The organism is Candidatus Krumholzibacteriia bacterium (assembly GCA_029865265.1).
GTDB lineage: Bacteria > Krumholzibacteriota > Krumholzibacteriia > WVZY01 > JAKEHA01 > JAKEHA01.
In genome coordinates, this window is the sequence record JAOUHG010000002.1 from 41,333 (window position 1) to 62,460 (window position 21,128).

At 67.0% G+C, this 21,128-nt stretch carries 17 protein-coding genes; 4 read left to right on the forward strand and 13 right to left on the reverse strand.

Annotated elements, in window-relative coordinates; genetic code table 11:
• Positions 1 to 137 precede the first annotated feature (137 nt).
• Together OEX18_01425 and OEX18_01430 are read left to right on the forward strand one after the other, a co-directional pair.
• Positions 138 to 1,649: a c-type cytochrome gene (locus OEX18_01425; GenBank protein ID MDH4335923.1), complete on the forward strand. Its 1,512-nt coding sequence runs from the start codon at positions 138 to 140 to the stop codon at positions 1,647 to 1,649.
• Positions 1,649 to 2,680, forward strand: a complete 1,032-nt coding sequence (locus OEX18_01430) for a hypothetical protein (protein MDH4335924.1) — start codon at positions 1,649 to 1,651, stop codon at positions 2,678 to 2,680. The genes OEX18_01425 and OEX18_01430 overlap by 1 nt, the downstream gene beginning before the upstream one ends.
• Before the next feature lie 133 nt (positions 2,681 to 2,813).
• On the opposite strand, the gene OEX18_01435 is transcribed toward OEX18_01430, so the two are convergent.
• The 7 genes from OEX18_01435 to fusA form a co-directional block, all read right to left on the reverse strand.
• Positions 2,814 to 5,507 carry an AsmA family protein gene (locus OEX18_01435; protein ID MDH4335925.1) on the reverse strand — a complete coding sequence of 898 codons (2,694 nt, stop codon included), beginning with the start codon at positions 5,505 to 5,507 and terminating at the stop codon, positions 2,814 to 2,816.
• A 100-nt stretch (positions 5,508 to 5,607) separates the two neighbouring features.
• A complete protein-coding gene (gene queA / locus OEX18_01440; GenBank protein MDH4335926.1) occupies positions 5,608 to 6,648 on the reverse strand; it encodes a tRNA preQ1(34) S-adenosylmethionine ribosyltransferase-isomerase QueA in 1,041 nt (346 codons plus the stop codon).
• A gap of 70 nt (positions 6,649 to 6,718) precedes the next feature.
• Positions 6,719 to 7,756 carry a Holliday junction branch migration DNA helicase RuvB gene (ruvB, locus tag OEX18_01445; GenBank protein MDH4335927.1) on the reverse strand — a complete coding sequence of 346 codons (1,038 nt, stop codon included), beginning with the start codon at positions 7,754 to 7,756 and terminating at the stop codon, positions 6,719 to 6,721.
• Positions 7,757 to 7,762: 6 nt separating this feature from the next.
• The gene (gene ruvA / locus OEX18_01450) at positions 7,763 to 8,353 is read right to left on the reverse strand and encodes a Holliday junction branch migration protein RuvA (protein ID MDH4335928.1); all 591 of its coding nucleotides are present in this window, start codon (positions 8,351 to 8,353) and stop codon (positions 7,763 to 7,765) included.
• Positions 8,350 to 8,910, reverse strand: a complete 561-nt coding sequence (ruvC, locus tag OEX18_01455; protein ID MDH4335929.1) for a crossover junction endodeoxyribonuclease RuvC — start codon at positions 8,908 to 8,910, stop codon at positions 8,350 to 8,352. The genes ruvA and ruvC overlap by 4 nt, the downstream gene beginning before the upstream one ends.
• Before the next feature lie 13 nt (positions 8,911 to 8,923).
• The gene (locus OEX18_01460; protein MDH4335930.1) at positions 8,924 to 9,664 is read right to left on the reverse strand and encodes a YebC/PmpR family DNA-binding transcriptional regulator; all 741 of its coding nucleotides are present in this window, start codon (positions 9,662 to 9,664) and stop codon (positions 8,924 to 8,926) included.
• Positions 9,665 to 9,688: 24 nt separating this feature from the next.
• Positions 9,689 to 11,767, reverse strand: coding sequence for an elongation factor G (fusA, locus tag OEX18_01465; protein ID MDH4335931.1), 2,079 nt, complete (start codon positions 11,765 to 11,767; stop codon positions 9,689 to 9,691).
• 172 nt (positions 11,768 to 11,939) lie between these two features.
• On the opposite strand from fusA, the gene OEX18_01470 reads away from it, so the two are divergent.
• A complete protein-coding gene (locus tag OEX18_01470) occupies positions 11,940 to 13,028 on the forward strand; it encodes a GDSL-type esterase/lipase family protein (protein MDH4335932.1) in 1,089 nt (362 codons plus the stop codon).
• On the opposite strand, the gene OEX18_01475 is transcribed toward OEX18_01470, so the two are convergent.
• Both OEX18_01475 and OEX18_01480 read right to left on the reverse strand, forming a co-directional pair.
• The gene (locus OEX18_01475; GenBank protein ID MDH4335933.1) at positions 13,025 to 13,708 is read right to left on the reverse strand and encodes a YIP1 family protein; all 684 of its coding nucleotides are present in this window, start codon (positions 13,706 to 13,708) and stop codon (positions 13,025 to 13,027) included. The two genes, OEX18_01470 and OEX18_01475, sit on opposite strands and share 4 nt — an antisense overlap.
• A gap of 52 nt (positions 13,709 to 13,760) precedes the next feature.
• Positions 13,761 to 14,906: a glycosyltransferase gene (locus tag OEX18_01480; protein ID MDH4335934.1), complete on the reverse strand. Its 1,146-nt coding sequence runs from the start codon at positions 14,904 to 14,906 to the stop codon at positions 13,761 to 13,763.
• A 116-nt stretch (positions 14,907 to 15,022) separates the two neighbouring features.
• Here OEX18_01480 and OEX18_01485 point away from each other — a divergent pair, with 116 nt between their 5' ends.
• The gene (locus OEX18_01485; protein ID MDH4335935.1) at positions 15,023 to 16,102 is read left to right on the forward strand and encodes a glycosyltransferase family 4 protein; all 1,080 of its coding nucleotides are present in this window, start codon (positions 15,023 to 15,025) and stop codon (positions 16,100 to 16,102) included.
• 55 nt (positions 16,103 to 16,157) lie between these two features.
• Here the strand turns inward: OEX18_01485 and OEX18_01490 are convergent, their stop codons facing one another.
• The 4 genes from OEX18_01490 to OEX18_01505 form a co-directional block, all read right to left on the reverse strand.
• Positions 16,158 to 17,120 carry a PDZ domain-containing protein gene (locus OEX18_01490; protein MDH4335936.1) on the reverse strand — a complete coding sequence of 321 codons (963 nt, stop codon included), beginning with the start codon at positions 17,118 to 17,120 and terminating at the stop codon, positions 16,158 to 16,160.
• A gap of 125 nt (positions 17,121 to 17,245) precedes the next feature.
• On the reverse strand, positions 17,246 to 18,625 hold the full coding sequence (locus OEX18_01495; protein MDH4335937.1) for an O-antigen ligase family protein: 1,380 nt from the start codon (positions 18,623 to 18,625) through the stop codon (positions 17,246 to 17,248).
• Positions 18,622 to 19,803: a Wzz/FepE/Etk N-terminal domain-containing protein gene (locus OEX18_01500; protein ID MDH4335938.1), complete on the reverse strand. Its 1,182-nt coding sequence runs from the start codon at positions 19,801 to 19,803 to the stop codon at positions 18,622 to 18,624. Before OEX18_01500 ends, OEX18_01495 begins: the two co-directional genes overlap by 4 nt.
• 18 nt (positions 19,804 to 19,821) lie before the next feature.
• On the reverse strand, positions 19,822 to 21,054 hold the full coding sequence (locus OEX18_01505) for a glycosyltransferase family 2 protein (protein MDH4335939.1): 1,233 nt from the start codon (positions 21,052 to 21,054) through the stop codon (positions 19,822 to 19,824).
• Positions 21,055 to 21,128: the final 74 nt, after the last annotated feature.

Sequence of the window (21,128 nt, forward strand, 5' to 3'; positions counted from 1 at the left end):
CCCTGCGGTTGGGGTGGCTTCATGGCGGACGGGAGACCGCCGGCGCCCACGCCGCATTTCCCGTTGCCCGGTGCGGGCCGGGTGTGGTTGCATGGGCGCAAATAGCCAGATTTGGCCGCGCACCGGGAGCATGTCACGTGAATTATCCGTTCTGGGATGTCGGCATCGGGTACGGCGTGCTGATGGCCGTGATCGCCGTCGTCCACGTGTTCGTTTCGCACTTCGCCATCGGCGGCGGCCTCTATCTTGTCCTCGTAGAAATCTCCGCCCGCCGCCACAACGACGCGCGCCGGCTCACCTACCTGCGGTCGCTCAGCAAGTTCTTCGTGCTGGTCAGCGTGGTCTTCGGCGCGCTGACCGGGGTGGGCATCTGGTTCATCATTGGGCTGCTCAACCCCGCTGCCACCGAGGTCCTCATCCACAACTTCGTGTGGGGATGGGCCATCGAGTGGACCTTCTTCGTCATCGAGATTGCCGCGGCCATCATCTATTTCTACGGCTGGAAGACCATGTCCGCGCGCAACCACGTGGTGGTGGGCTGGATCTACTTCATCGCGGCGTGGCTGTCGCTGGTGGTCATCGACGGCATCATCAGCTTCATGCTCACCCCCGGCCGCTGGCTGGAAACGGGGAGCTTCTGGCACGGCTTCCTCAATCCCACCTATTTCTCTTCGCTGGTGTTCCGCACCGGCCTTTGCATTACGCTGGCGGGTGTATACGCCATGCTGGTGGCGTCGCGCGAGCGCGACCGCGACTTCCGCGGCCGCCTGGTGCGCGACAACGCGCTGTGGATACTGGCCGGTGTCGCGGTGATGGTGCCGTCGTGGTTCTGGTTCCTCGGCGCGATTCCGGACGACCTCATGGCCGCGGCGGTGGAGCGCATGCGCACGCCGTTTACCGCCATCGACGCGGCGCTGTGGTTCCTGGGCGCGCTCACCGCGGTGACGGTGGTGTTCGGCCTGCTGATTCCGAAGCGCATGACCACGGCGGTCGCCGTGGTGATGATGGCGCTGGGGCTGGGCTTCTTCGGCGGCTTCGAGTGGATGCGCGAATCGATCCGCAAGCCGTACGTGATCTACGGCTTCATGTACGGCAACGCGACGGAAGTCTCCATGGCGGATAGCTACCGTTCCGACGGCCTGCTGCCGCACATCGCCTTCCGCACCGGCGACGACGGCGCGGACCTGTTCCGCCGCGCCTGCCGCAGCTGCCACACCATCGACGGCTACAAGCCGCTGGCGCCCGTCTTTAATGGTACCGATCCGGAGTTCATTGCCGGCATCGTGATGGGCACCGAACTCCTGCACGGCAACATGCCGCCGTTTCTCGGCACCGAGGAGGAGGCGCGCATGATTGCGGACCACATCTGGGAGCGCGTCGACCAGCGCCCCTTCGAGGAGATACACGGCCTCGCCGGTGCCGCGCTGGGCCGCCAGGTGTACGAGGTGCGCTGCGGGCGCTGCCACGTGATCGGCGGCTACCGCGAAAACCTGGACTCGGTCACCGGGCTGGATGATGCCGACTACAACGACATCTTCGACAACGGCGAGGATTACGGGGAGGGGATGCCCGACTTCACGGGCAGCGACGCCGAGCGGGCCGCGCTCATCGCCTGGTTCAAGAGCCTGCCGGAAGGGGGTGCGGAGTAATGAATCTCCCCGACTACAACTTCCTGTCCGCCCCGCTGTGGCTGGTCACGATTCTACACATCGTGACCCTGACGCTGCACTTCGTGGCCATGAACTTCCTGTTTGGCGGGATGTTCGTGCTGCTGTTCGGAAAGCTGGACGACAAGTGGCAGAACCCGGTGGTGCGCCGCTTCGTGCAGCTCTTCCCCACCGCACTCGCGGCCACGGTGACACTGGGCGTGGCGCCGCTGCTGTTCCTGCAACTGGTCTACCACAAGCAGGCCTACGCCGCCTCCATCGTGAGCGGCTGGCTGTGGCTGTTCATCGTGGTGGCAGTGATCGTGGCGTACTACTTCCTGTACGGCGCGGCCTTCTCATCCCGCGGCGGCGGCAGGCGCGTGCCGCTGTTCCTGGGCATTTCGCTGCTGCTGCTGGCTTACGTGTCGTGGGTGTACAGCACCGTCTTCGCCATGGCGGAGCGGCCGGACCTCTACCGTCTGCTGTACGCCGCCAACCAGTCCGGCGCCGTGGCCAATCCCGACGCGGGCGCGTGGGGCTTCCGCTGGCTGCACATGCTCTCCGGCGCGGTCACCGTGGGTGCGTTTTGCGTGGGACTGCTGGGGCGCAACGACGAGAACGTCTACAAACTGGGGCGCGGCTTCTACCTGTGGGGCATGGCGGTGTCGATTGTGCTGGGGCTGGCGTACATGATGACACTGGGAGAGGCGCTGCTGCCGCTAATGCGTTCCATTGCCATCTGGCTCATCCTGGTGTCGCTGGTGCTGTCGCTGGGGTCGCTGCACTTCTTCTTCAAGAAGAAGTTCCTTGGCGCCGGCGCCATGCTGTTCGTCTCGCTGCTGTCGATGGTGGTGATCCGCCACGTGCTGCGGCTCATCGTGCTGCGCGGCGAATTCGACCCGGCCACCACTCCGGTGTCGCCGCAGTGGTCGGTGTTCGGAATCTTCCTGGTGTGCTTCGTGGTGGCGATCGGCACGGTGTGGTACATGCTCAGGCTGTTCCTGGGCGACCGCGCGCGGGCCACGGGCGGCTAGGGACTTCGGCACACACGAGGCGGGCGCGATACCGCTCCTCCGCTCATGGTCCTCGCGCGAAACATTTGAAATCGCGCTGCGGAAATCGCGTCGGATCGGTATCGCGCCCGCCGCCCGCCCGTCGTCCTCCGGGCTAGTCCTTCTTCTTGAGCTTGTCCAGCAGCCCCTTCACTTCCGAGTTCAGGTTCTGCTTGCCCTCGTCGACCAGCGACTGCTGCGCGCGCGCGGTGAGCGCCGTCATGTCCACCGCGACGTTTGGCTTCATGACCGCGCCCGAGAACGTCAGCGGCACGTCCAGCTTGCCACCCGGCGTCAGCAGGTACCTCGCCATCGGCACCTGTGCGAGCAGGTCGCGCGTGAGCGCGTCGGACAGCGTGAAGGTGCCGCTCATGTTCATGTCCTTGTTCAGCCCGAACCAGCCCGTTCCGTTGAGCGCGAAGTCGGCCGACGCGATCTTCAGGTCGGGCACCTGCAGCTTGCCGTCGGCGATGGTCACCTTGCCGGCCAGGTTCTTGAACACCGTGGTGTTGCTGGCGAAGAGCTTGGGGTTCCTGGCCGCCATCTTCGCGGTCAGGTCCGCCGGCACCATGGGCATGCCCTGGATGGACGCGAACAGCTGCTTGACCACGTTGACATTGAGCAGCGCGCCCTCGATGACCACCGCACCGCCGCTGCCGGCCAGCGTCTTCTGGATGTCCTCCCACGTCCTGCCGGATCCGGAAATGTTGAAATCGGCGCTGATGCGTCCCGCCACCGCATCGGCCAGTGCTGGCGACTTGAAGCGGAAGTACTCGGCGAGATTCACGTTCTCAACCTTGGAGGTGACGTCGAACGTCGCGGTGAGCGGCTCCATGGTGCCGCTGCCGCTGATGGTCCCCGCCATCGCCTTCGCGCTGAAGCGGTCGATGATGACCTTCTCGGTCGTGGCGCGCACCGACGCGGTGGCGTCGGTGTAGTCGATGTTGGAGGCGATGCCGCTTTTCGAGGCGATCTCGAGGTCGTTCTGCAGCGGCTTGGGCGCACCCGGCGCCGGCTTCGCCGCACCGGGAATCTCCGTCGACTTGCCGGTGACGGTGACGTCGCGGAACACCTCGGGGCGCGGCAGCTGGGGCGCGTTGGGCGCCGCCGCCTGCACGTCCGCGCGCCACACCTCTTTGGAAACGACGCTGTACGTCGCCGCCATCGGCTCGAACGACGGGATGTCCGCCTTCGCGCGAAACGCGCTCTTGCCGATGGTGAAGGTGGCGTCTTCGACGCGCGCGCTCTTGGCGGTGAACGACGCGCTACCCTTGCCGTCCTTGAGCGGGTTGGGAACATTGGGAAGGGTGGCACTCACGTTGGCGAACGTCGCGGTGCCGGTGATTCCGGGTTCCACGCCCGGTTTGGGCGCGCCGCTGACGACGAGCTTCACGGTGGCGTCGCCCGACGGCGCGAACGGCGCCAGCGACGGCATGAGATCCTTCCACGGGGCGATGGCGGTGGTGGCGTCGAAGGAAAAGCGCATCGCCTCCCTGCCCTTGAACGGCACCAGTGTGCCGGATCCGCGCGCCTTGAGCGCGTGCACGGTGGCGTCGATAGATGTGAATTCGACGCCTTCGTTGGGCGTGCCCTCGGGGTGGAACGTGCCCTGCGCCTCGAACACGGCCGGAATGCCCGCCGGCTTGGCGAATGCGCCCTCGACTTCATAGGTCGCCTGGGTGGCGTCGACGCGCGACGTGAACGCGAGTGCCGTCGCCTCGCCTTCGAAGGCCGCCGTAGCGGTGATCTCGCCGCCGAGCTTCGGCGCCGGTTTCCCAGGCGCGGTGGGTTTCATGGGAAGTGACGCCAGCGAAATCGGCGCCGTCTTGAGGTCGCCCTTCACGCGCGCGCCGCTGAACACCAGCGTGGATTCGGCCAGCAGGTTGAAGGGGCCCGCGGTGGAGGTGATCTCGACGTTGGGTTCGGTGGCACCCAGCACCATCATCTCCAAGGATACTTCGTCAAACACCGCGGCACCGAAGGTGCCGGAGAGCGTCGCGTCCACCGTGAGCGTGCCGTCCTGCGCGGGGTCGAGGGGCTTTGCGCCGGGCTTCTGCGCCGCCAGGGTGGAGAGCTTCACCGGTCCCATGGACACGGTGGCACCGAGCGGCTTGTCCGCGAGGTCGGCGGGGTTGGCCCCGGCACCCAGCGGGCCGATGACGGCCTCGATGCGCACATCCTGGGTCTCACCGAACACCGCCGCCGCCAGGGTGGCGGTGATCTTCGAGTCCAGGCTCACGTTCTGGGCGGAGAAGTCGATGTCGCGGATGGTGCGATCCATCGCCTGCGCCGGGTCGACATAACGAACCACGCCGTTCTCGATGTCGGCCACCGCCAGCACGAACGGCACCGCAGCCGCGCTCGATCCTGATGCGCCGGTGCCGCCCGCGCCCGCCGCACCGCCGCCCGCCGCCTCCACCATGCTGGTGAAGTTGAACCGGTTGCCCTCGCCCTTGATCACATTAATGACGGGGTCGTTCAAGACGAAGCGCTTGATGTCGACGCGCTTCTTCAACAGCGGCATCAGCGCCACGTTCACGCGCAGGTCGGCCACGCGCACGAACGGTTCGGTGCCGTAGTCCGGATCTTCCGACACGGTGACGTCGCGCACGCGCACGCCGATCTCCGGCCACAACGCGACGCCCACGTCCCCCACGGAGACGTCACGGCCGATCTGCTTCTCGGCCTGCGCAAGCAGCACGTCCTTCTTGCTGTTGACGATACGGCCCAGGTTGGCGACCAGCACCACCACCGCGATGACGACAACCCCAAGCACGACCCCAAGCGAAACCAGTATTTTCTTCTTCATGGAAAGACCTTCCGGGGCGGTTGAAACGGCGCACGTCGCCCGCGTGGATACGGTAGCAGGGAAACGCGTCAGCCGCCAAGCACAAGCGTTCGGGGCGTCCTCATGCGATGAACATGGCGTCGCCGTAGCTGAAGAAGCGGTAGCCGCGCGCCACCGCATCCTGGTACAGCGCGAGGGTGGGCCGCGTTCCCGCGAAGGCGCACACCAGGGCCAGCAGCGAGGATTTCGGCAGGTGGAAGTTGGTGAGCAGCGCGTCCACCACCTGGAACGAATACCCGGGGTATACGAAGAGGTCGGTCTCGCCGCTGCGGTCGACGGCAGGTTCCGCAATCCATCCGCGTGCGGCGATGGTCTCGAGTGTGCGCGCGACGGTCGTTCCCACGGCGATCACGCGCCGCTTCTCGCTCCTGGCTGCTGCGATCGACGCGAGTGTACTCGCATCGATCGTGAACGGTTCCGCGTGCAGGCGGTTCTCCTCCAGCACGTCGTGATCCAGCGGCTGAAAGGTGCCGGGGCCCACGTGCAGCACCAGCGTCTGCACGTCGACGCCCATGTCCAAAACACGCCGAAGCATCAGGTCGTTGAAGTGCAGCCCCGCGGTGGGTGCCGCCACCGAACCCGGCTCCTTCGCATAGACGGTCTGATAACGATCACGATCCGCTCCCTCATCACCCCGGCGAATGTAGGGAGGCAGGGGCACGTGGCCGTGCGCGTCGAGCAGGTCCAACACACGCACGCCGGCATCAAGCACCTCGAAAATCCCTTCGCGCTCTTCTCCACGCCCGACAAACCGGATAGCCGCGGTATCCGACAGCCGCAGCTCATCACCCGGCTTGAGTTTCTTCAAAGGGCGCACCCACCCCGCAAAGCGGCCGTCGCCAGCCTCGCGGATGAACAGCACCTCGACGTCCAGCCCGTCGTCGCGCCGCGCCAGCAGGCGCGCCGGCACCACGCGCGTGCGATTGAGCACCAGCACGTCCCCCGCGCGCAGAAACTCGGGGAGATGATCGAACGTGGTATGCACCGTCTCGCGCGACCCGTCGCGCGCGCGCACCAGCAGACGGCTCGCGCCGCGCTCGCGCGCCGGTCCCTGCGCGATCAGTTCATCGGGAAGGTGATAATCGAGTTCGTCGAGACGCATACGGTCGTAAGCCGAGGACCCTGAGCGGAGGAGCGGCATCACGAGTCGCGGCGCAGCGCGCGGCCCGGCCTTACAACAACCGCTGCGATTCACCGTCCTGCGAGGTCGCCGTGAGGCCCAGGTGGGTGAGTGCGAGCGGGGTGGCGATGCGCCCGCGCGGCGTGCGCTGCAGGAAGCCCTGCTGGATCAAGAACGGCTCGTACACGTCCTCCAGCGTCTCCTGCTCCTCGCTCACCGCCACCGCCAGACTCTGGATGCCCACCGGGCCGCCACCGAAGTGGGTGACGATCATCTGCAGGATGCGCCGGTCCATCTCGTCCAGCCCGCGCTGGTCCACGCGCAAGCGCCCCAGTGCAAAGTCCGCCGCCTCGCGGTCGATGGTGTTCTTGCCCTGCACCTGCGCGAAGTCGCGCGTGCGTTTGAGCAAGCGGTTGGCGATGCGCGGCGTGCCGCGCGAGCGGCGCGCGATTTCCTCCGCGCCGTCCTCGGACACCTCGATGCCCAAAATCCCCGCCGAGCGCTTGATGATGGTGCACAGTTCTTCCGGCGAGTAGAAGTCCAGGCGCATCACCACGCCGAAGCGGTCGCGCAACGGGGCGGTGATCATGCCCGCGCGCGTGGTCGCACCCACCAGCGTGAACGGTTCGATGTTGAGCGTGTAGTGGCGCGCGTTGGGTCCCTTGTCCACGATGAGCTCGCACTTGAGCGAGTCCATGGCCTGGTACATGTGCTCCTCGAGGATGCGCGGCAGGCGGTGGATCTCGTCGATGAACACGAGGTGGTTGTGCTCCAGGTGGCTCAGCACGCCCAGCAGTTCGGCCGCGTTCTGGAACGCGGGCCCCGACGTGGTCTTGATGGGCACCTCGAGCTCGCCGGCGATGATGTGCGCCAGCGTGGTCTTGCCCAGCCCGGGCGGGCCGTACAGCAGCACGTGGTCCAGCGGTTCGCCGCGCTGGCGCGCCGCGTCGATGAACACGCGCAGGTTCTGCTTGAGCTCGGTCTGCCCCACGAACTCGTCCAGCCGCTTCGGGCGCAGCAGCGCGTCGCTGCGCGCCTCCTCGGGAAGATCGGCCGGGCTGGTGATGCGTTCGTCGTCGTGACTGGTCATGCGTTCCTATCCACCGCTGGCGTAGCGCAGCGCGCGCCGCACCACGTCCTCCACGTTGGGTGTCTCGTCGGCGTTCCACTCCATGCGGTCCAGCGCGCTTTCGGCCGCACCCCGCGTCATGCCCAGCGAGGTCAGCGCCAGCAGCACCTCCTCGCGCACGGCGATCTTCGGGGCCTTGCGCTCCGCGGGCGTGTCGAACGCGTCCAGCTTGTCCTTGAGCTCCATGGCGATGCGCTCGGCGGTCTTCTTGCCAATGCCCGGTATCTTGGACAGGAACACGGTGTCGCCCGACTTGATCGCACCCGCCACGCGCGCGGCCGGGTGGTTGGAGAGAACCGCCAGCCCGACCTTGGGGCCCACGCCCGACACCTCGATCAGTTTCAAGAACAGGTCGCGGTCCACGCGGTGCAGGAAACCGAACAGGCTCATGCGGTCCTCACGCACCACCATGTGGGTGTGGAACACCACCTCGCCCTCCATGGGCGAGAGCGTTTCGCGGTCCTTCTCCGGGATGGCGACTTCGAAGCCCACCCCGCCCACCTCGACGACACACGCCGGGTGTGCGGAGACCACGCGGCCGCGCAGGCGCGCAATCACTTCGCACTCCAGTCGCGACGCTTGAAGGCGTGGCACATGGCGATGGCGATGGCGTCGGACTCGTCCGCGCGCTCTGGTAGTTGCGCGAGCTTGAGTATCTTGCCCAGCATGTAGCTCACCTGGCTCTTGTCGGCCGCACCGTTGCCGGTCACCGACTGCTTCACCTCACGCGCAGAATACTCGAAGATGGGGATTTCCGCGAGGGAAGCCGCAAGGATCGCCGCGCCACGCGCCTCGCCCAGCACCAGGGCGCTCCTGGGGTTCTTGCTGTAGAAGACGTCCTCGATGGCGAAGTGGGTGGGCCGGTGCTCGCGGATGACGCGCTCGATGCCGGTGTAGATGCCGCGCAGGCGCTGGTAGCGGGTAGCGCCGCGGGGCGCGAGGATGGTGCCGGAGGCCAGGTAGGTGACGTCGTCGCCGCTGCCCTGCACCAGCCCGAAGCCGGTGCAGGTGCTGCCCGGGTCGACGCCGAGGATGCGCCAGCCGACCACGCTGCGGGCCCGTGCCGCGCGCGCCGCTTCCGCTCCCTCTTCCCCGATCCTCCCGGCGCCAGGCATGGTCCGGCCGTCCCTACCCCTGCAGGATTTCGTCGGGAATGTCGAAGTTGGCGCTCACGCGCTGCACGTCGTCCAGGTCTTCCAGCGCCTCGACCAGCCGGATCACCTTGCGCGCGTCCTCGCCGTCGAGCTTGACGTAGGTCTTGGGCACCTTGCGAACCTCGGCCGCGTCGAACGAGAACTTGGCCGACTTGAGCCCCTCGCTCACGGCGGACAAATCCACCGGTTCGGTGTAGACCTCGAAGACGTCCTCCTCGTCGCTCACGTCGGCCGCGCCGGCGTCGAGTGCCGCCGCCATGAGGCGGTCCTCGTCGACGCCCTTCTTGTCGATGGTGATCACGCCGCGCGTCTCGAAGTTCCACGACACGCACCCGTTCTCGCCCAGGCTGCCGCCGTGCTTGGTGAGCGCGTGGCGCACCTCGCCGGTGGTGCGGTTGCGGTTGTCGCTCACCACGTCGATGATCAACGCCACCCCCGCCGGCCCGTATCCCTCGTAGGAGAACTCCTCGAGGATCTGCCCCTCCAGCTCACCGGTGCCCTTCTTGATGGCGCGCTCGATGTTCTCCGCCGGCATGTTGTTCTCTTTCGCCGCCTGGATGGCCAGGCGCAGCCGCGGATTGCCGCCGGGGTCGCCGCCGCCCTCGCGCGAGGCGATGGTGATTTCCCGAATCAGCTTGGTGAATACCCGGCCGCGCACGGCGTCGGTCTTCGCCTTCTTGTGCTTGATGGTTGACCACTTGGAATGTCCGGACATACTGCGCTCGACTCTCCTGGTGCGTTACTTGTGAAGGGCCTCTTGCTGCGCCTTGTACTCGGCGATGATCTTCTCGGTCTGGTCGCGCGGCACTTCTTCGTAGTGCGAAATCTCGCGCGTGTGCGACCCGCGCCCCTGCGTCATCGAGCGCAGGTGCGTGGAATACTTGTACAGCTCCGCCATGGGAACCTGCGCATTAATGATGGCAAACTTGCCCTGGTTCTCGGTGCCCTGGATCTTGCCGCGGCGGCCGCTCAGGTCGCCCATCACGTCGCCCATGTACTCGTCGGGCACCTTGACGCGCAGATTCACGATGGGCTCCAGCAGCACCGGGCTCGCCTTTTCGACCGCGGCCTTGAAGGCCAGCGAACCGGCGGTCTTGAAGGCCTGCTCGGACGAATCCACCGTGTGATAACTGCCGTCGTAGATGGTGGCCTTGATATCCACCATGCGGTAGCCGGCGATGACCCCCATTTCCATGGTGGCGACGACACCCTTCTCCACCGCGGGGATGAACTTGCCCGGCACGTTGCCACCCACCACCGCGTCGACGAACTCGAACTGCTGCCCGCGCGGCAGCGGCTCGATCTTGAGCCACACGTCGCCGAACTGGCCGCGGCCGCCGGTCTGCTTCTTGTGGCGGCCCTGCGCCTGGGCGGCCTTGCGGATGGTTTCCTTGTAGGGGATGCGCGGCTTGTCCAGCGTCACCTCCACACCGTAGCGTTCCTTGAGCTGGTGCACGAGGATCTCCAGGTGCAGCTCTCCCTGGCCCGCGATGAGGGTCTGATGCGTCTCCGCGTTCATCTCCACCTCGAAGGTGGGATCCTCGTCCATCAGGCGGTGCAGACCGGAACCCATCTTCTCGTCGTCCGCCTTGGCGACCGGCGCGATGGCCGAGTTGATGGAGGGTTTGGGCAGCTGGGTGGGCCGGATGACGGTGCCGCTGGCCTTGTCGGCGAGCGTGTCCAGCACCTTGGTGGCCCTGAGCTTCACCAGCGCGCCGATGTCACCCGCCACCAGTTGCTGGACCTCCTCGCGCGCCTTGCCGTTGACCAGGAACAGCTGCCCCGTGCGTTCGGCCGTGTTGCGCGTGGTGTTGTGCACATCGAGCCCGGGTGTGATGGTGCCGCGGTATACCCGCGCCACCAGCATGTCGCCCACGTGCGGGTCCGAGATGTTCTTGAACACGTACGCCACCGGCGCGCCCTTGTCCCCGCACTTGATCTCCTTGTCGTCGGTGGTGTGCCCCACGCCGGTATCCGCGGCGGGCATGAAGCGCACGATGGCATCCAGGATGAGCGCGCCGCCCATGTTGTGCACCGGCGAGGCGCACAGCACCGGGAAGAGTTCGGCGGCACGGATTCCTTCGGTGAGGCCGGTGCGGAAATCCTCCTCGGAGAGCGACTCGGCCTCGAGGTACTTCTCCATGAGCGCTTCGTCGGACTCGGCTGCCGCCTCCATGAGTTCCTTGCGCAGTTCCAACACGCGCGCCTTGAGGTCGGCGGGAATGTCGATGTCGATGGGCTTCACCGCGTTGCCGTCGCGCTCCAGTTCGTAGGCCTTCATGTCCACCAGGTCGATGATGCCGCGGAAGGAATCGCCGGTGCCGATGGGAACCTGCATCGCGTGCACGCCGGCGCCGAAGTGCTCGTGGAGGTGCTCGATGCAGGTGTCGAAGTTGGCGTGCTCCTTGTCCATGCGGTTGGCGACGAATATCGCCGGGAGGTTGCGCTCGCGCAGGAAGCCCCACACGCGGTCGGTTCCCACCTCGACACCGGCGTCGGCGCGCAGGGTCACGATGGCTCCCTCCACCACGTCGAGGCCCATGAGCGCGTCGCCCACGAAGTCCTCGTATCCGGGCGTGTCGACCAGGTTGATCTTGGTGTCGTTGTACTCGCAGTGCGCCACCCCGGAGTGGATGGAAATACCGCGGGCCATCTCCTCCGGGTGGTAATCCATCGTGGTGTTCTTGTCTTCGACGCGGCCCAGGCGGGTTATCGCACCCGCGGTGTAGAGCAACGACTCGGACAGCATGGTCTTGCCCGATTCCTGGTGCCCCACCACGGCAATGTTGCGGATGTTGGCCGCGGGAAACTGCTTCACGATGTGCCTCCTTCTCGAACCGGTGGATGTCGCGGCATCGCCGCAACCTCAATGCAGACTTGGAGTTGGAATTTGCCATTCTAGCACCGGGGTCGCGGCGCTGTCAATGCGGCGCCCCGGCCCGCAAGGCCGCTGTGGACGCCGTTCGGCCCCGGGCCGTAAGGTTGCCGGCATGCCGGGAACCGGACCCTTCTGGCCGCGCCTGCGGCGTTTTGTGAAGGACGCCGCGGTGAGCGCCGCGGTGGCGATGGTGGCGTTGCTGGTCTGCGAGGGGCTGCTGCGCGCCCTCAACCCCCAGGTTCCGCGCACCGAGAACCTCTCCGCCTTCTCGCGGGCCGTACCCGACAGCGTGTTGGGGCACCGCTACCGCCCGGGGGCGAGTTCCGTCTACCACTCACCCGAATTCACCGTGCGCTACGAGATCGGCGCCGACGGACGGCGCCTGTTTCCGCAACCCGAGGCCGACTCCGCGGCGGTGCGCATCCTGGTGCTGGGCGACTCGTTCACCTTCGGGTGCGCCACCGACGCGCCCTACGTGTGGACCGAGGTGATGCAACAGGCGCTGCGCGCACGCGGCCTGGACGTTGTGGTGGTGAACGCGGGGGTGGAGGGCTACGACACGCGCGCCGAACTGCACTACCTGTCGCGGATTCTCTCCGAGGTGCGGCCCGACCTGGTGCTGCTGGGATTTCTGGCCAACGACGTGTACACCAACACGCCCCTGGACGCGCCCGCCCCGCAGTCCATGCGCGAGCACCGCGGCCGTCGCGGCGGGTTGCACACGCTGGCGCTGGCCCGGCGCTTGCTCATGGGCAACGATCGCGCCTACGCGCGCCTGTTCATGCTCACCTCGCGCAGGGAGTACTACGCCACCCCGCCCGACGAGAACGTGCAGCGGCAGATCCAGCTGACCGCACAACTCCTGGGAGAAATGAACGCGTATTGTGAGGTTCGCAACACCGGCTTCGCGGTGGTTTCCATCCCGCAGCAGTTTGCGGTGCTCACCATCGCGCACGGTTACCACTTCGAGGGAATCGACCCCACCGTCATCGACGCGCGGCTCGGCGCGGTGGCGGCGGAGAACGGTTTTCCGTGGATCGACGTGCTCCCCGCGCTGGTCGCGGACTACCGCGCCAACGGCGAAGATCTCTACTTCCGCGTGGACGGGCACTTCACCCGGCGCGGCAACCGGCTGGCAGGCGAGGCGTGCGCGGACGCGCTGGCGCCGATGCTGCGGGCGGGCGAAGGCGAGCTGCGCTAGCCGCCCATCCCGCCGAAAATCTCGCCGAGGATCAGCATCACCACCATGATCAGCCACAGCGGGATCACAACCCCGATGGCCTGCGCCCGGCTCATGCCGAACACGCGCGACAGGCCCATCGCCAGCAGCACCAGGCTCCAGATGGTAAAGAACTCCACACCGCCGTAGAGTCCCTTCAGGGCGGCGCTGTCGGGCGGCGCGAGGGCGCGCAGGCTGAAGGACATGCGCGCATCCTCGGGTCCCATGATCCGCTCCAGACCGCGCGTGCGGATGAGAACCACGGAAAGCAACTGACCGATCATGGCCGGGATGCCGGCAAAGAAGTTCAGCGAGAGGTACTGCTTGAAGGTCGCACGCTGCGACATGATCGTCACCAGGATGTAGGTGAGCCCGGCCACGATGAGTTGCATTACCAGCACACCCAGCGGCGTCAGCACCACCCAGACCCAGCCGAACGAGTCCACCATGCGGATCTGCTGGTCCAGTATCTCGGGCGAGACGTCCTGCGGGTTCAACTCCAGCAGCGCCACCTGGATGGGCAGGCTGAGAAAGGTGAGGACCATGTACATCACGGAGATGATCAGCCAGGGCTGCTTCCAACCCACGCGGCTCTCGCGGATGTCGTCGAACACGCGCGACGGCGCGGTGAGCATGGAGACAAATCGGTTGATGAAGGTCATGCTTCCTCCTCTCGGATACGCGCCGGCAGTGTACCACCCCGGCGCACCGGCGTCACGGCGAAGGCTGTGCGGCCGCAACGCGCGACCAGAACTCGGCGGCAATGGCGTCCCAGTCGTGGGCGCGCGCAATCTGCGCCGCGCGCGCTTGCATCAAGGCCGAGCGCTGCGGGTCCTGACGCGCCGCCGCCAGCAGCCCGCAGGCGGATTCGAAGGCCGCCGCATCCCCGGCGAGCGCAATCACGTCGGTCTCGGCCTCGACATCCGGTGAGAACGGCGTCGCCACCACCGGCAGCCCCGCGGCCAGGTATTCGTACAGCTTGTTGGGATTGACACCGGCGGTGAGCGCGTTGCGCACGAACGGGATCATCCCCACCGTGAAACGCGCCAGCACGCCGGGAACCTCCGCGTGCGGCACCGCTCCCCCCACCGCCACGTTGGGATGCGCGGCGAGTGCGGCGAGTTTTTCTTCCACCCCGCCCAGCACCGGTCCGACAATCTCGAACTGCCAGCCGGGGCGCGATTTCACCATGGCCGTCGCCAGATCGAAGTCGAACCACGGCGCCACCGCGCCCACGTAGCCCACGCGCACCGGTTCGGGCGGCGCGGCCGCGGCGCCGGCCACGGCGGAGAAAAGCGCGACGTCCACGCCGTTTCCCACCAGGTGCACGCGCTCCAGCGAGCCACGCGTCTCTTCGGCGATCGGCAGCAGTCCCTTCGAACTCACGATCACCGTGTCCGCGCGTTGCAGCGTCTCGGCCTGGTAACCGCGCGTCCACGCCGGCATACCCGGGAACTCGGCGTGCGCGTCGTTGCAATCGTACACGATGGCACGCGCGCCCAGCGCCACCGCCACGTGCACGGCATACACATTGGAGATCACGCACACGCTCTCGCGCGGGTCGACGGCCGCTTCCTGCAGGCGGGCACGCACGCGGCGCAGCGCGGAGACATCCAGCGCGCGGCGCACGAAGGCGCGCTCCATGAGCGGACGCGCCGGTCCGCCGGGCACGTTCTTTACGAAGGGAATGGTGGCCACGCGCACGCCGGCGGCGTCGCGCAGCTCATAGTGGTTTTCGCGGTTGCGCACGAAGGGCTCGAAGAAGACCACGTCCACGTCCCGCGGGCGGCGCTCGATGAGCTGCTGCTTGCGCGTACGCAGGTAGTCCCACTTGATCTCGGCCAGCCAGATGATTTGCATTATTCTTGAAGCGTTGCCGCGGCGCACGCATCCCGCAGGCACTCTAGCACGCCCCGATCACCCCCCCAACGGGTTTTATGTGGGGGGCGACAGCGGGTACGCGCTACAATGCGTGCATGCTGCGCATCGGCTTTGTCATCGACGACCTCGGCCACGGCGGCGCACAACGCCAGCTCGCGCTCATCGCGGAAGCATTGCGCGGCCGCGCGATCCTGCGCGTGGTTGTTCTCTCCGGCGTGCGCGAGCCCTACGGCACCCGCCTGCTGAACGCCGGCGCGGAGGTCATCCACCTGCCGCGCCGCGCCGGCTTCGAGCTGGCGCGCCTGCGGGCCCTTTCCGCCGCGCTGCGCGTCTTCTCTCCGGACGTCATCCACGGTTTTCTCGACGCATCCAATGCCTATGCGTTCATCGCCGCACGCAGGCTGCGTGCGCCGGTCGTCATGTCGCTGCGCAGCGACCGGCTCACCGTCACCGGGCCGCGCGCGGCCATCGTGCGCATCATGTTCCGCCGCGCCGACGCGGTTGTGGTGAACTCCCATGCGGGCCGGGAGTACCTGCTCCGTTCCGTGGGTGTGGCACCCTCGCGGGTACACGGCCTTCCCAATATCATCCCGCCGGCGTTACCCGGCGCCCCCCGGGACCTTCACATGATCGGGTGCGTGGGACGGCTGGTGCCCCTCAAACGCTTCGCGAAGGTGATCGACGCGCTGCCGATTGTGCGCGCGCAAATTCCGGACGCGCGCCTCACCATTGTGGGTGAGGGGCCGGACATGCACGCGTTGCGCGAACGCGCCGCCCCGCTGGGCGACGCGGTGACCTTCACCGGCGAGGTGGAAAACGCCGCGGGGCTGGTTGGCGGTTTCGGCTGCGTGGTGGTGGCGTCCGAATACGAAGGCCTCCCCAACGCGGCACTGGAGGCGATGGCGGCGGGCGTGCCGGTGGTGGCGGTGCGGGCGGGCGATCTCCCCGGCCTCATCGAGGATGGGGTCACCGGCTGCTTCAGCGCGGGCGCCGCGCCGGATGCGCTGGCCGGCGCCATTGTGCGCGCACTGGCAGACGCGCGCCTGCACGATTCCGCGCGGATACAGGGCCCGCGCCTGGTGGCGGAACGCTTTTCGGCGGAGCGCGCACGCGACGCCCTGCTCGCCGTGTACACGCACATCACAAACGAATCGGGCGCGCCCACCGGTGTGTGACGCGCCCGATCCGGGTGCTTGGAATGTTGCCAACGATCAATTGGGTTTCGCGCGCCTAGTCGGCGCTCCGCAGCTCCTCCTTCAACTCCTTCAATTCTTCACGCAGCTCGTCGAGTTCGTCTCGCAGCGTGTCGCGGTCCTGCCGCGGCATGCGGAACTCGTACATCGCGCCCGGCTGGCGGTGCATCCCGTGCATGCGGGGTGCGCGGCCGTCGAAGTTCCACGAGAATTCGGCGTCCGACTGGTCATCCATGGTGGCCTTGAGCGGCTGTGTCTTGCCGTGCCGCAGCACGGTAATGGTGAAGGTATCACCCTCCTCGAAGTCGCGCAGCGCGTCGCGCAGGTCACCGACGTCCCCGACTCTGGTGTCGTCGATCTTCTGCACGATGTCACCCGCCTGCACACCGGCCTTCTCCGCCACCGACGCGTCGTTCACATCGAGCACCAGGACACCGTCGCCTTCCTTCGCATTGAAGTAGGAGCCCAGCTCGTCCGAGATCTCGTGGGCCTGGATGCCCAGCCGCGGTCCGCCGAACATGGACAGTGCGCGGTGGATCTGCGGGGCGTCCGGTGCCGAGAACCAGCCGAACTGCTGGTCGGGACGGTCGCCCACGGTGATGGTGACGGTCTTCTTCTTGCCGTTCTGAACGACTTCCATTTTGGCCTCGGTGCCCGGCTCCACCTGGCGAACCGCGTCGCGCAGCTCGTCCGGCGTGCCGACCCTGGTGCCGTTGAAGCTCACCACGACGTCGCCGTCGTCCAGGCCGGCCTTCTCGGCCGGGCTGTCGTCCGCGACACCGCTGATGAGCACGCCGTCCTTGACCTTGAGGTCGAGCCCCGCGCGGACGTCATCGGTGAGATCCTGCATGTAGACCCCGATGTAGCCCGAGTGGACCCGGTCCCGGTCGCGCTTCCTGTCCTTTGCCCCCGCGTCGACGATGCCGGCAACCGCAACGATCGCCAGTGCGACCCAGAGCGTGCGGGCGATGGCGCCGCGCGTGAGATTCCATGACTTCATGATATTGACGCTCCTTAATAGGGTTACGGCCTCTCCGGCATTCGCCGGCGTCCGGTGTCATGGCCTTTCTACGCAGCCGCCGGCCCGGGGGTTCCGAAGGATTTTGCGCGGCCGCGGGAACGGCGTCAGGCGGCAGCTTGTGCCCGGTCGGAGCGGAGGAGGTTGCCCACCACGAGGCTCGCGGCAACGGGGATCCAGAGGGGATAGCGGAAGGGCATGCTGCCGAAGAGCGCGCTGAGCCAGATGGAAACCGCCGACAGCGCGACGTAGAAGCACAGGGACCGCACCCAGGCGGGTTGCGACGCCCAGTGGTGGCGGGCGCCCGCAACCGCGCTGCGGATTCCGGCCGCCAGGATCCACAGGAAGGTGGTGAGGCCAAAGATGCCCGTGCCCACCAGGATCTCGAGGTAGGTGTTGTGGGCCACGATGCGCAGGAAGACCTTGTAGGCGCCGGCCACGATGAAGTTGCCCAGCCCCACACCGGTCAGCGGGTGCTTGAGGAACAGCTCCCACGCCGTCGTCATGGCCAGCCAGCGCGTATACACCGACCAGTCCTTCTGGCTGCCCGACGCCACGTCGCGCAACGCCATCACCCGGTCCCAGTAGTAGCGCGGGGTGAGCACGATGCCGGCCACGGTGAGCAGCAGCAGGAACACCCACGAGCGCTTGCTGTGCACCTCGCGCACCAGCACGGCCAGGGCGATGGCGGCAAAGGGAACCACGACACTGCGCGAGAAGGTGGAGAAGATCCCGATGATCAGCAGGATCACGCCCGCGATGAACGCAGCCCGCAACCAAGGCTCACGGCTGTTGCGGGCGCCGAACAGCCCCAGCGGCAGTGCGGAGCACATGTAGGCGGCGGCGCGGTTGGGATTCTCGTGCGCGCCGGTGAAGCGCAGCACGAAGACCCCGCCGATGAAGTTGTCCTGCGCCGGCCCGATGCCCAGGTACAACCCCGCCGCCCCCAGCACCACCGTGGCCACCGCACCCGCGAACACCACGTAGGCGAGGCGGCGCAGATCGTCGGCCGTGCGCACCAGCTGCACGATCAGGTAGACCACCAGCAGCATCTTGGCGAAGTTGGCCAGCTCCACCACCGAGAGCATGGGCGCCGGCGCGACGAGCATCGACTGCAGGCAGAAGAGCAGGAAGAACGCGACCGCGCACCAGAAGGACGCGTCCACCAGGCGGTTCTGCCCGCCGCGAACCAGTTGCAGCAGCACCGCGCCGGTGACGATGAACGACACCGGCAGGGCCACGTTGACCGGCAGCCACGACCCGACTCCGGAGTAGATGTAGAAGACCAGGAAGAAGAGACCCCAGCGCGGTCGCACGAACAGGGTCATGCCGAAGACCAGGGCGGCGACGGCCACCGCACCCAGGCGCAGAAACTTGGTGTATCCCAGGAATCGCGCCGCCAGGTAGACGGCGAGGGGCAGGAGCGCGAGTGCGGCCAGAACCAGCCGCTCACCCCGCGACGACAGCGCGCGGGCAGCGGAGGTCATTGCCTTCTCGGACGCCCGCGCAGGCGGGAAAAGTCCGCGGCCACCGGGCGCAGCAGTTCGAGAATGGTCTGGTTTCTTCCCGATTCCTCCCGCCACGCGGTCACGAACAGGGCGAGCATCGAGCTCCACCCCAGGCCCAGCAGACCGCCCACCATCACCAGGATCTTGCGCTTGGGACGGCTGCGCAGGTTGGGCGTGTGGGCCTTGTCGAGCACCTGCACCACGGGCGTGTCGCGCGCCTCTTCGATGCGCGCCTTCTCGTGCTCGTTCACCAGCATGGTGTACACCGCGGTCTGCACCTCGACCGCGCGCCGCAGCCGCATGTACTGCAGCGCCACCTCCGGTACCTCGTCCATGGTGGGAAGGTACGAGCGCACGATGTCCTCGTCGGAACTCGCGCCGCGTTTGAGCTTCTCCAACTGCCCCACCACTTCCCCGTACTCGGTCTGTTTGCGCTGATACTCTGCGGAACTCTTGGAGGTGTAGTGCGCCATGATCTGCAGTTCGGTCTCCAGCGCGATGGCGCGGCTGGAAAGCTCGGTGATGAGATCCAGGGCTGAACGGAGCTGCTCGTCCAGGTCGACCGTCTTGAACTCCTGCTGGAAGTCCTTCAGTTCGGTCTCCGCCGTGGCCAGCATCTCCTCGCGCTCCTCGAGCTGGCGGCCCACGAAGTCGCGCGTGCGTCCCGCGCGCGTCACCTTGAGCCCGCGCGTGATATCGTCCAGCTCTTCGATCATGCGGTTGGCGATCTGCGCCGCACGTTCGGGATCCCTGTCCTCGAAGGTCATGATCAGGAGGCCGTTGTCGAGCAGCGAGAAGCCGATGTGAGAGTGGAAGTCCTCCAGCGCGTCCTCGATGCGTGAGGTCTTGTACACGCGCATCAGCTCGAACTCGTCGATGATGCGCTCGCCCAGCGTGCGGCTCTTGAGCATCTCGATGTAGACCGTTTCCGGCGCAACGCCGGTGGCGGTGGGTCCGAGCAGCGGCGCGGACAACTGCTGCACCAGCTCGGTGTAGCTGGGCATGGCCATGGACGGCTCGGGCGGAAATATGGACGTGGTGGCGGTGTACCAGCGCGGCAGAATGAAACTCACCGCGGCCATCACCAGCGCGCCGGTCACCCCCCATCCCAGGATGAAGCGGCGCCAGGCAATCAGGGTCCGAAAGAAGAACAGCATGAAGTATTGATGGACGTGCTACTCGACGGGCCTTCCGCGCGAAGCCGCGTCTGCCCCGGAAGCGGCCACCGCACCCACGGTGTCCGTCACCGCCGGGCCCTCTTCCATTGCGGGCACGAAACGCGTGCTTTCCGCCTTCTCCCATACCACCTGCCGCCCCCCGCTGGCAAACCGAATGAACGCGACCGCCGCCGCGTGGTTGACCATCATATAGTAGAACGGCACGTAGAGGGCGCGCGGAACCCGGGCGCGGGCGCGCATGCACCAGCCCGCGAAGGCGGCAAGATAGCACACCGCCTGCACGCCGAGGAAGGCGGCGTAACCCGGCGAGCGACCCGCCAGCGCGGCGGTGGACACGAACAGCACCGCCAGGATGGGACCGGCGCTCCAGCGCAGCAGCTTGTGGGAAACGAACTGCCACAGGCGCACACCCCGCATGCGCCGATGCAGCCGGCTGAAGCCGGTGAGACCGCGCATCACGATGCGCACCTTGCGGCCGAATTCCTCCTCCCACAGTTCGGCGGACCGCTCCACCGCCACCGCGCCGCGCTCATAGACGATGCGCCGGCCCTGGTTGGCGACATCGAACGGGATCTGGAAGTCGTTGGCCACGTCTGCAAACAGCTCCCCGAACAGTTCGCGGCGCAGCGCAAAGATCGACCCGTTGGCAACCAGCACGCTTCCCAGCCGGCTCTCCAGTTCCTTGACCTTCATCTCGTAACGCCAGTAGAGGCTCTCGCCCTGCCCGACCGAGGTGAGGTCGCGCGCGTAGGAGAGTTCGCCCACCACGCAGCCCACGTGCGAATCCCGCAGCGGCGCCACCAGACGGGATACCGCGTCCGGCGCGAACAGCGAGTTGGCGTCGGTGAAGACGATGACGGCTTCCGTGCGCCGCGGGACCACCTCGTTGAGGACCGCGTTCTTGCCGCGCCGTGCCGGGGAGTGCCACAGTTCCACGCCCAGGTCGCGATAGTCGCCGGCGATGGCCGCGGTGCGGTCGTCGGAACCGTCCGAGGCCACGACAATCGAGAGGCGCCCGTCGTATGCGAGCGCCAGGCTGTTCTCGATCTTGCGGCGAATCACCGCCTCTTCGTTGAAGGCGGAGATGACCAGGCAAACGGAGGGGGGGGCAACCCCATCGGGGGCATCACGGCGTCGCGAGAGGCGTGCGGCCACGGCCAGCGCGGCGGGGTAGCCGATGTAGATGTAGAGGATGAGCGCGAGGCTGCACCAGAATGCGAACTGCCACATTATCGAATCTCAACTCCCTGTCGGGGTCGTCTGTTGCCCTGGCCTGCGATGTTCGGGCGCTGCGCCCGGCCGAT

Bases quoted from the DNA above. Each gene is read 5' to 3' on its own strand.
- OEX18_01435 (MDH4335925.1), bottom strand. From the start codon at position 5,507: ATGAAGAAGAAAATACTGGTTTCGCTTGGGGTCGTGCTTGGGGTTGTC.
- OEX18_01495 (MDH4335937.1), bottom strand. From the start codon at position 18,625: ATGACCTCCGCTGCCCGCGCGCTGTCGTCGCGGGGTGAGCGGCTGGTT.
- OEX18_01485 (MDH4335935.1), top strand. From the start codon at position 15,023: ATGCTGCGCATCGGCTTTGTCATCGACGACCTCGGCCACGGCGGCGCA.
- OEX18_01430 (MDH4335924.1), top strand. From the start codon at position 1,649: ATGAATCTCCCCGACTACAACTTCCTGTCCGCCCCGCTGTGGCTGGTC.
- OEX18_01500 (MDH4335938.1), bottom strand. From the start codon at position 19,803: ATGCTGTTCTTCTTTCGGACCCTGATTGCCTGGCGCCGCTTCATCCTG.
- OEX18_01460 (MDH4335930.1), bottom strand. From the start codon at position 9,664: ATGTCCGGACATTCCAAGTGGTCAACCATCAAGCACAAGAAGGCGAAG.
- queA (MDH4335926.1), bottom strand. From the start codon at position 6,648: ATGCGTCTCGACGAACTCGATTATCACCTTCCCGATGAACTGATCGCG.
- OEX18_01480 (MDH4335934.1), bottom strand. From the start codon at position 14,906: ATGCAAATCATCTGGCTGGCCGAGATCAAGTGGGACTACCTGCGTACG.
- OEX18_01475 (MDH4335933.1), bottom strand. From the start codon at position 13,708: ATGACCTTCATCAACCGATTTGTCTCCATGCTCACCGCGCCGTCGCGC.
- OEX18_01490 (MDH4335936.1), bottom strand. From the start codon at position 17,120: ATGAAGTCATGGAATCTCACGCGCGGCGCCATCGCCCGCACGCTCTGG.
- ruvC (MDH4335929.1), bottom strand. From the start codon at position 8,910: ATGCCTGGCGCCGGGAGGATCGGGGAAGAGGGAGCGGAAGCGGCGCGC.
- ruvB (MDH4335927.1), bottom strand. From the start codon at position 7,756: ATGACCAGTCACGACGACGAACGCATCACCAGCCCGGCCGATCTTCCC.
- OEX18_01505 (MDH4335939.1), bottom strand. From the start codon at position 21,054: ATGTGGCAGTTCGCATTCTGGTGCAGCCTCGCGCTCATCCTCTACATC.
- OEX18_01470 (MDH4335932.1), top strand. From the start codon at position 11,940: ATGCCGGGAACCGGACCCTTCTGGCCGCGCCTGCGGCGTTTTGTGAAG.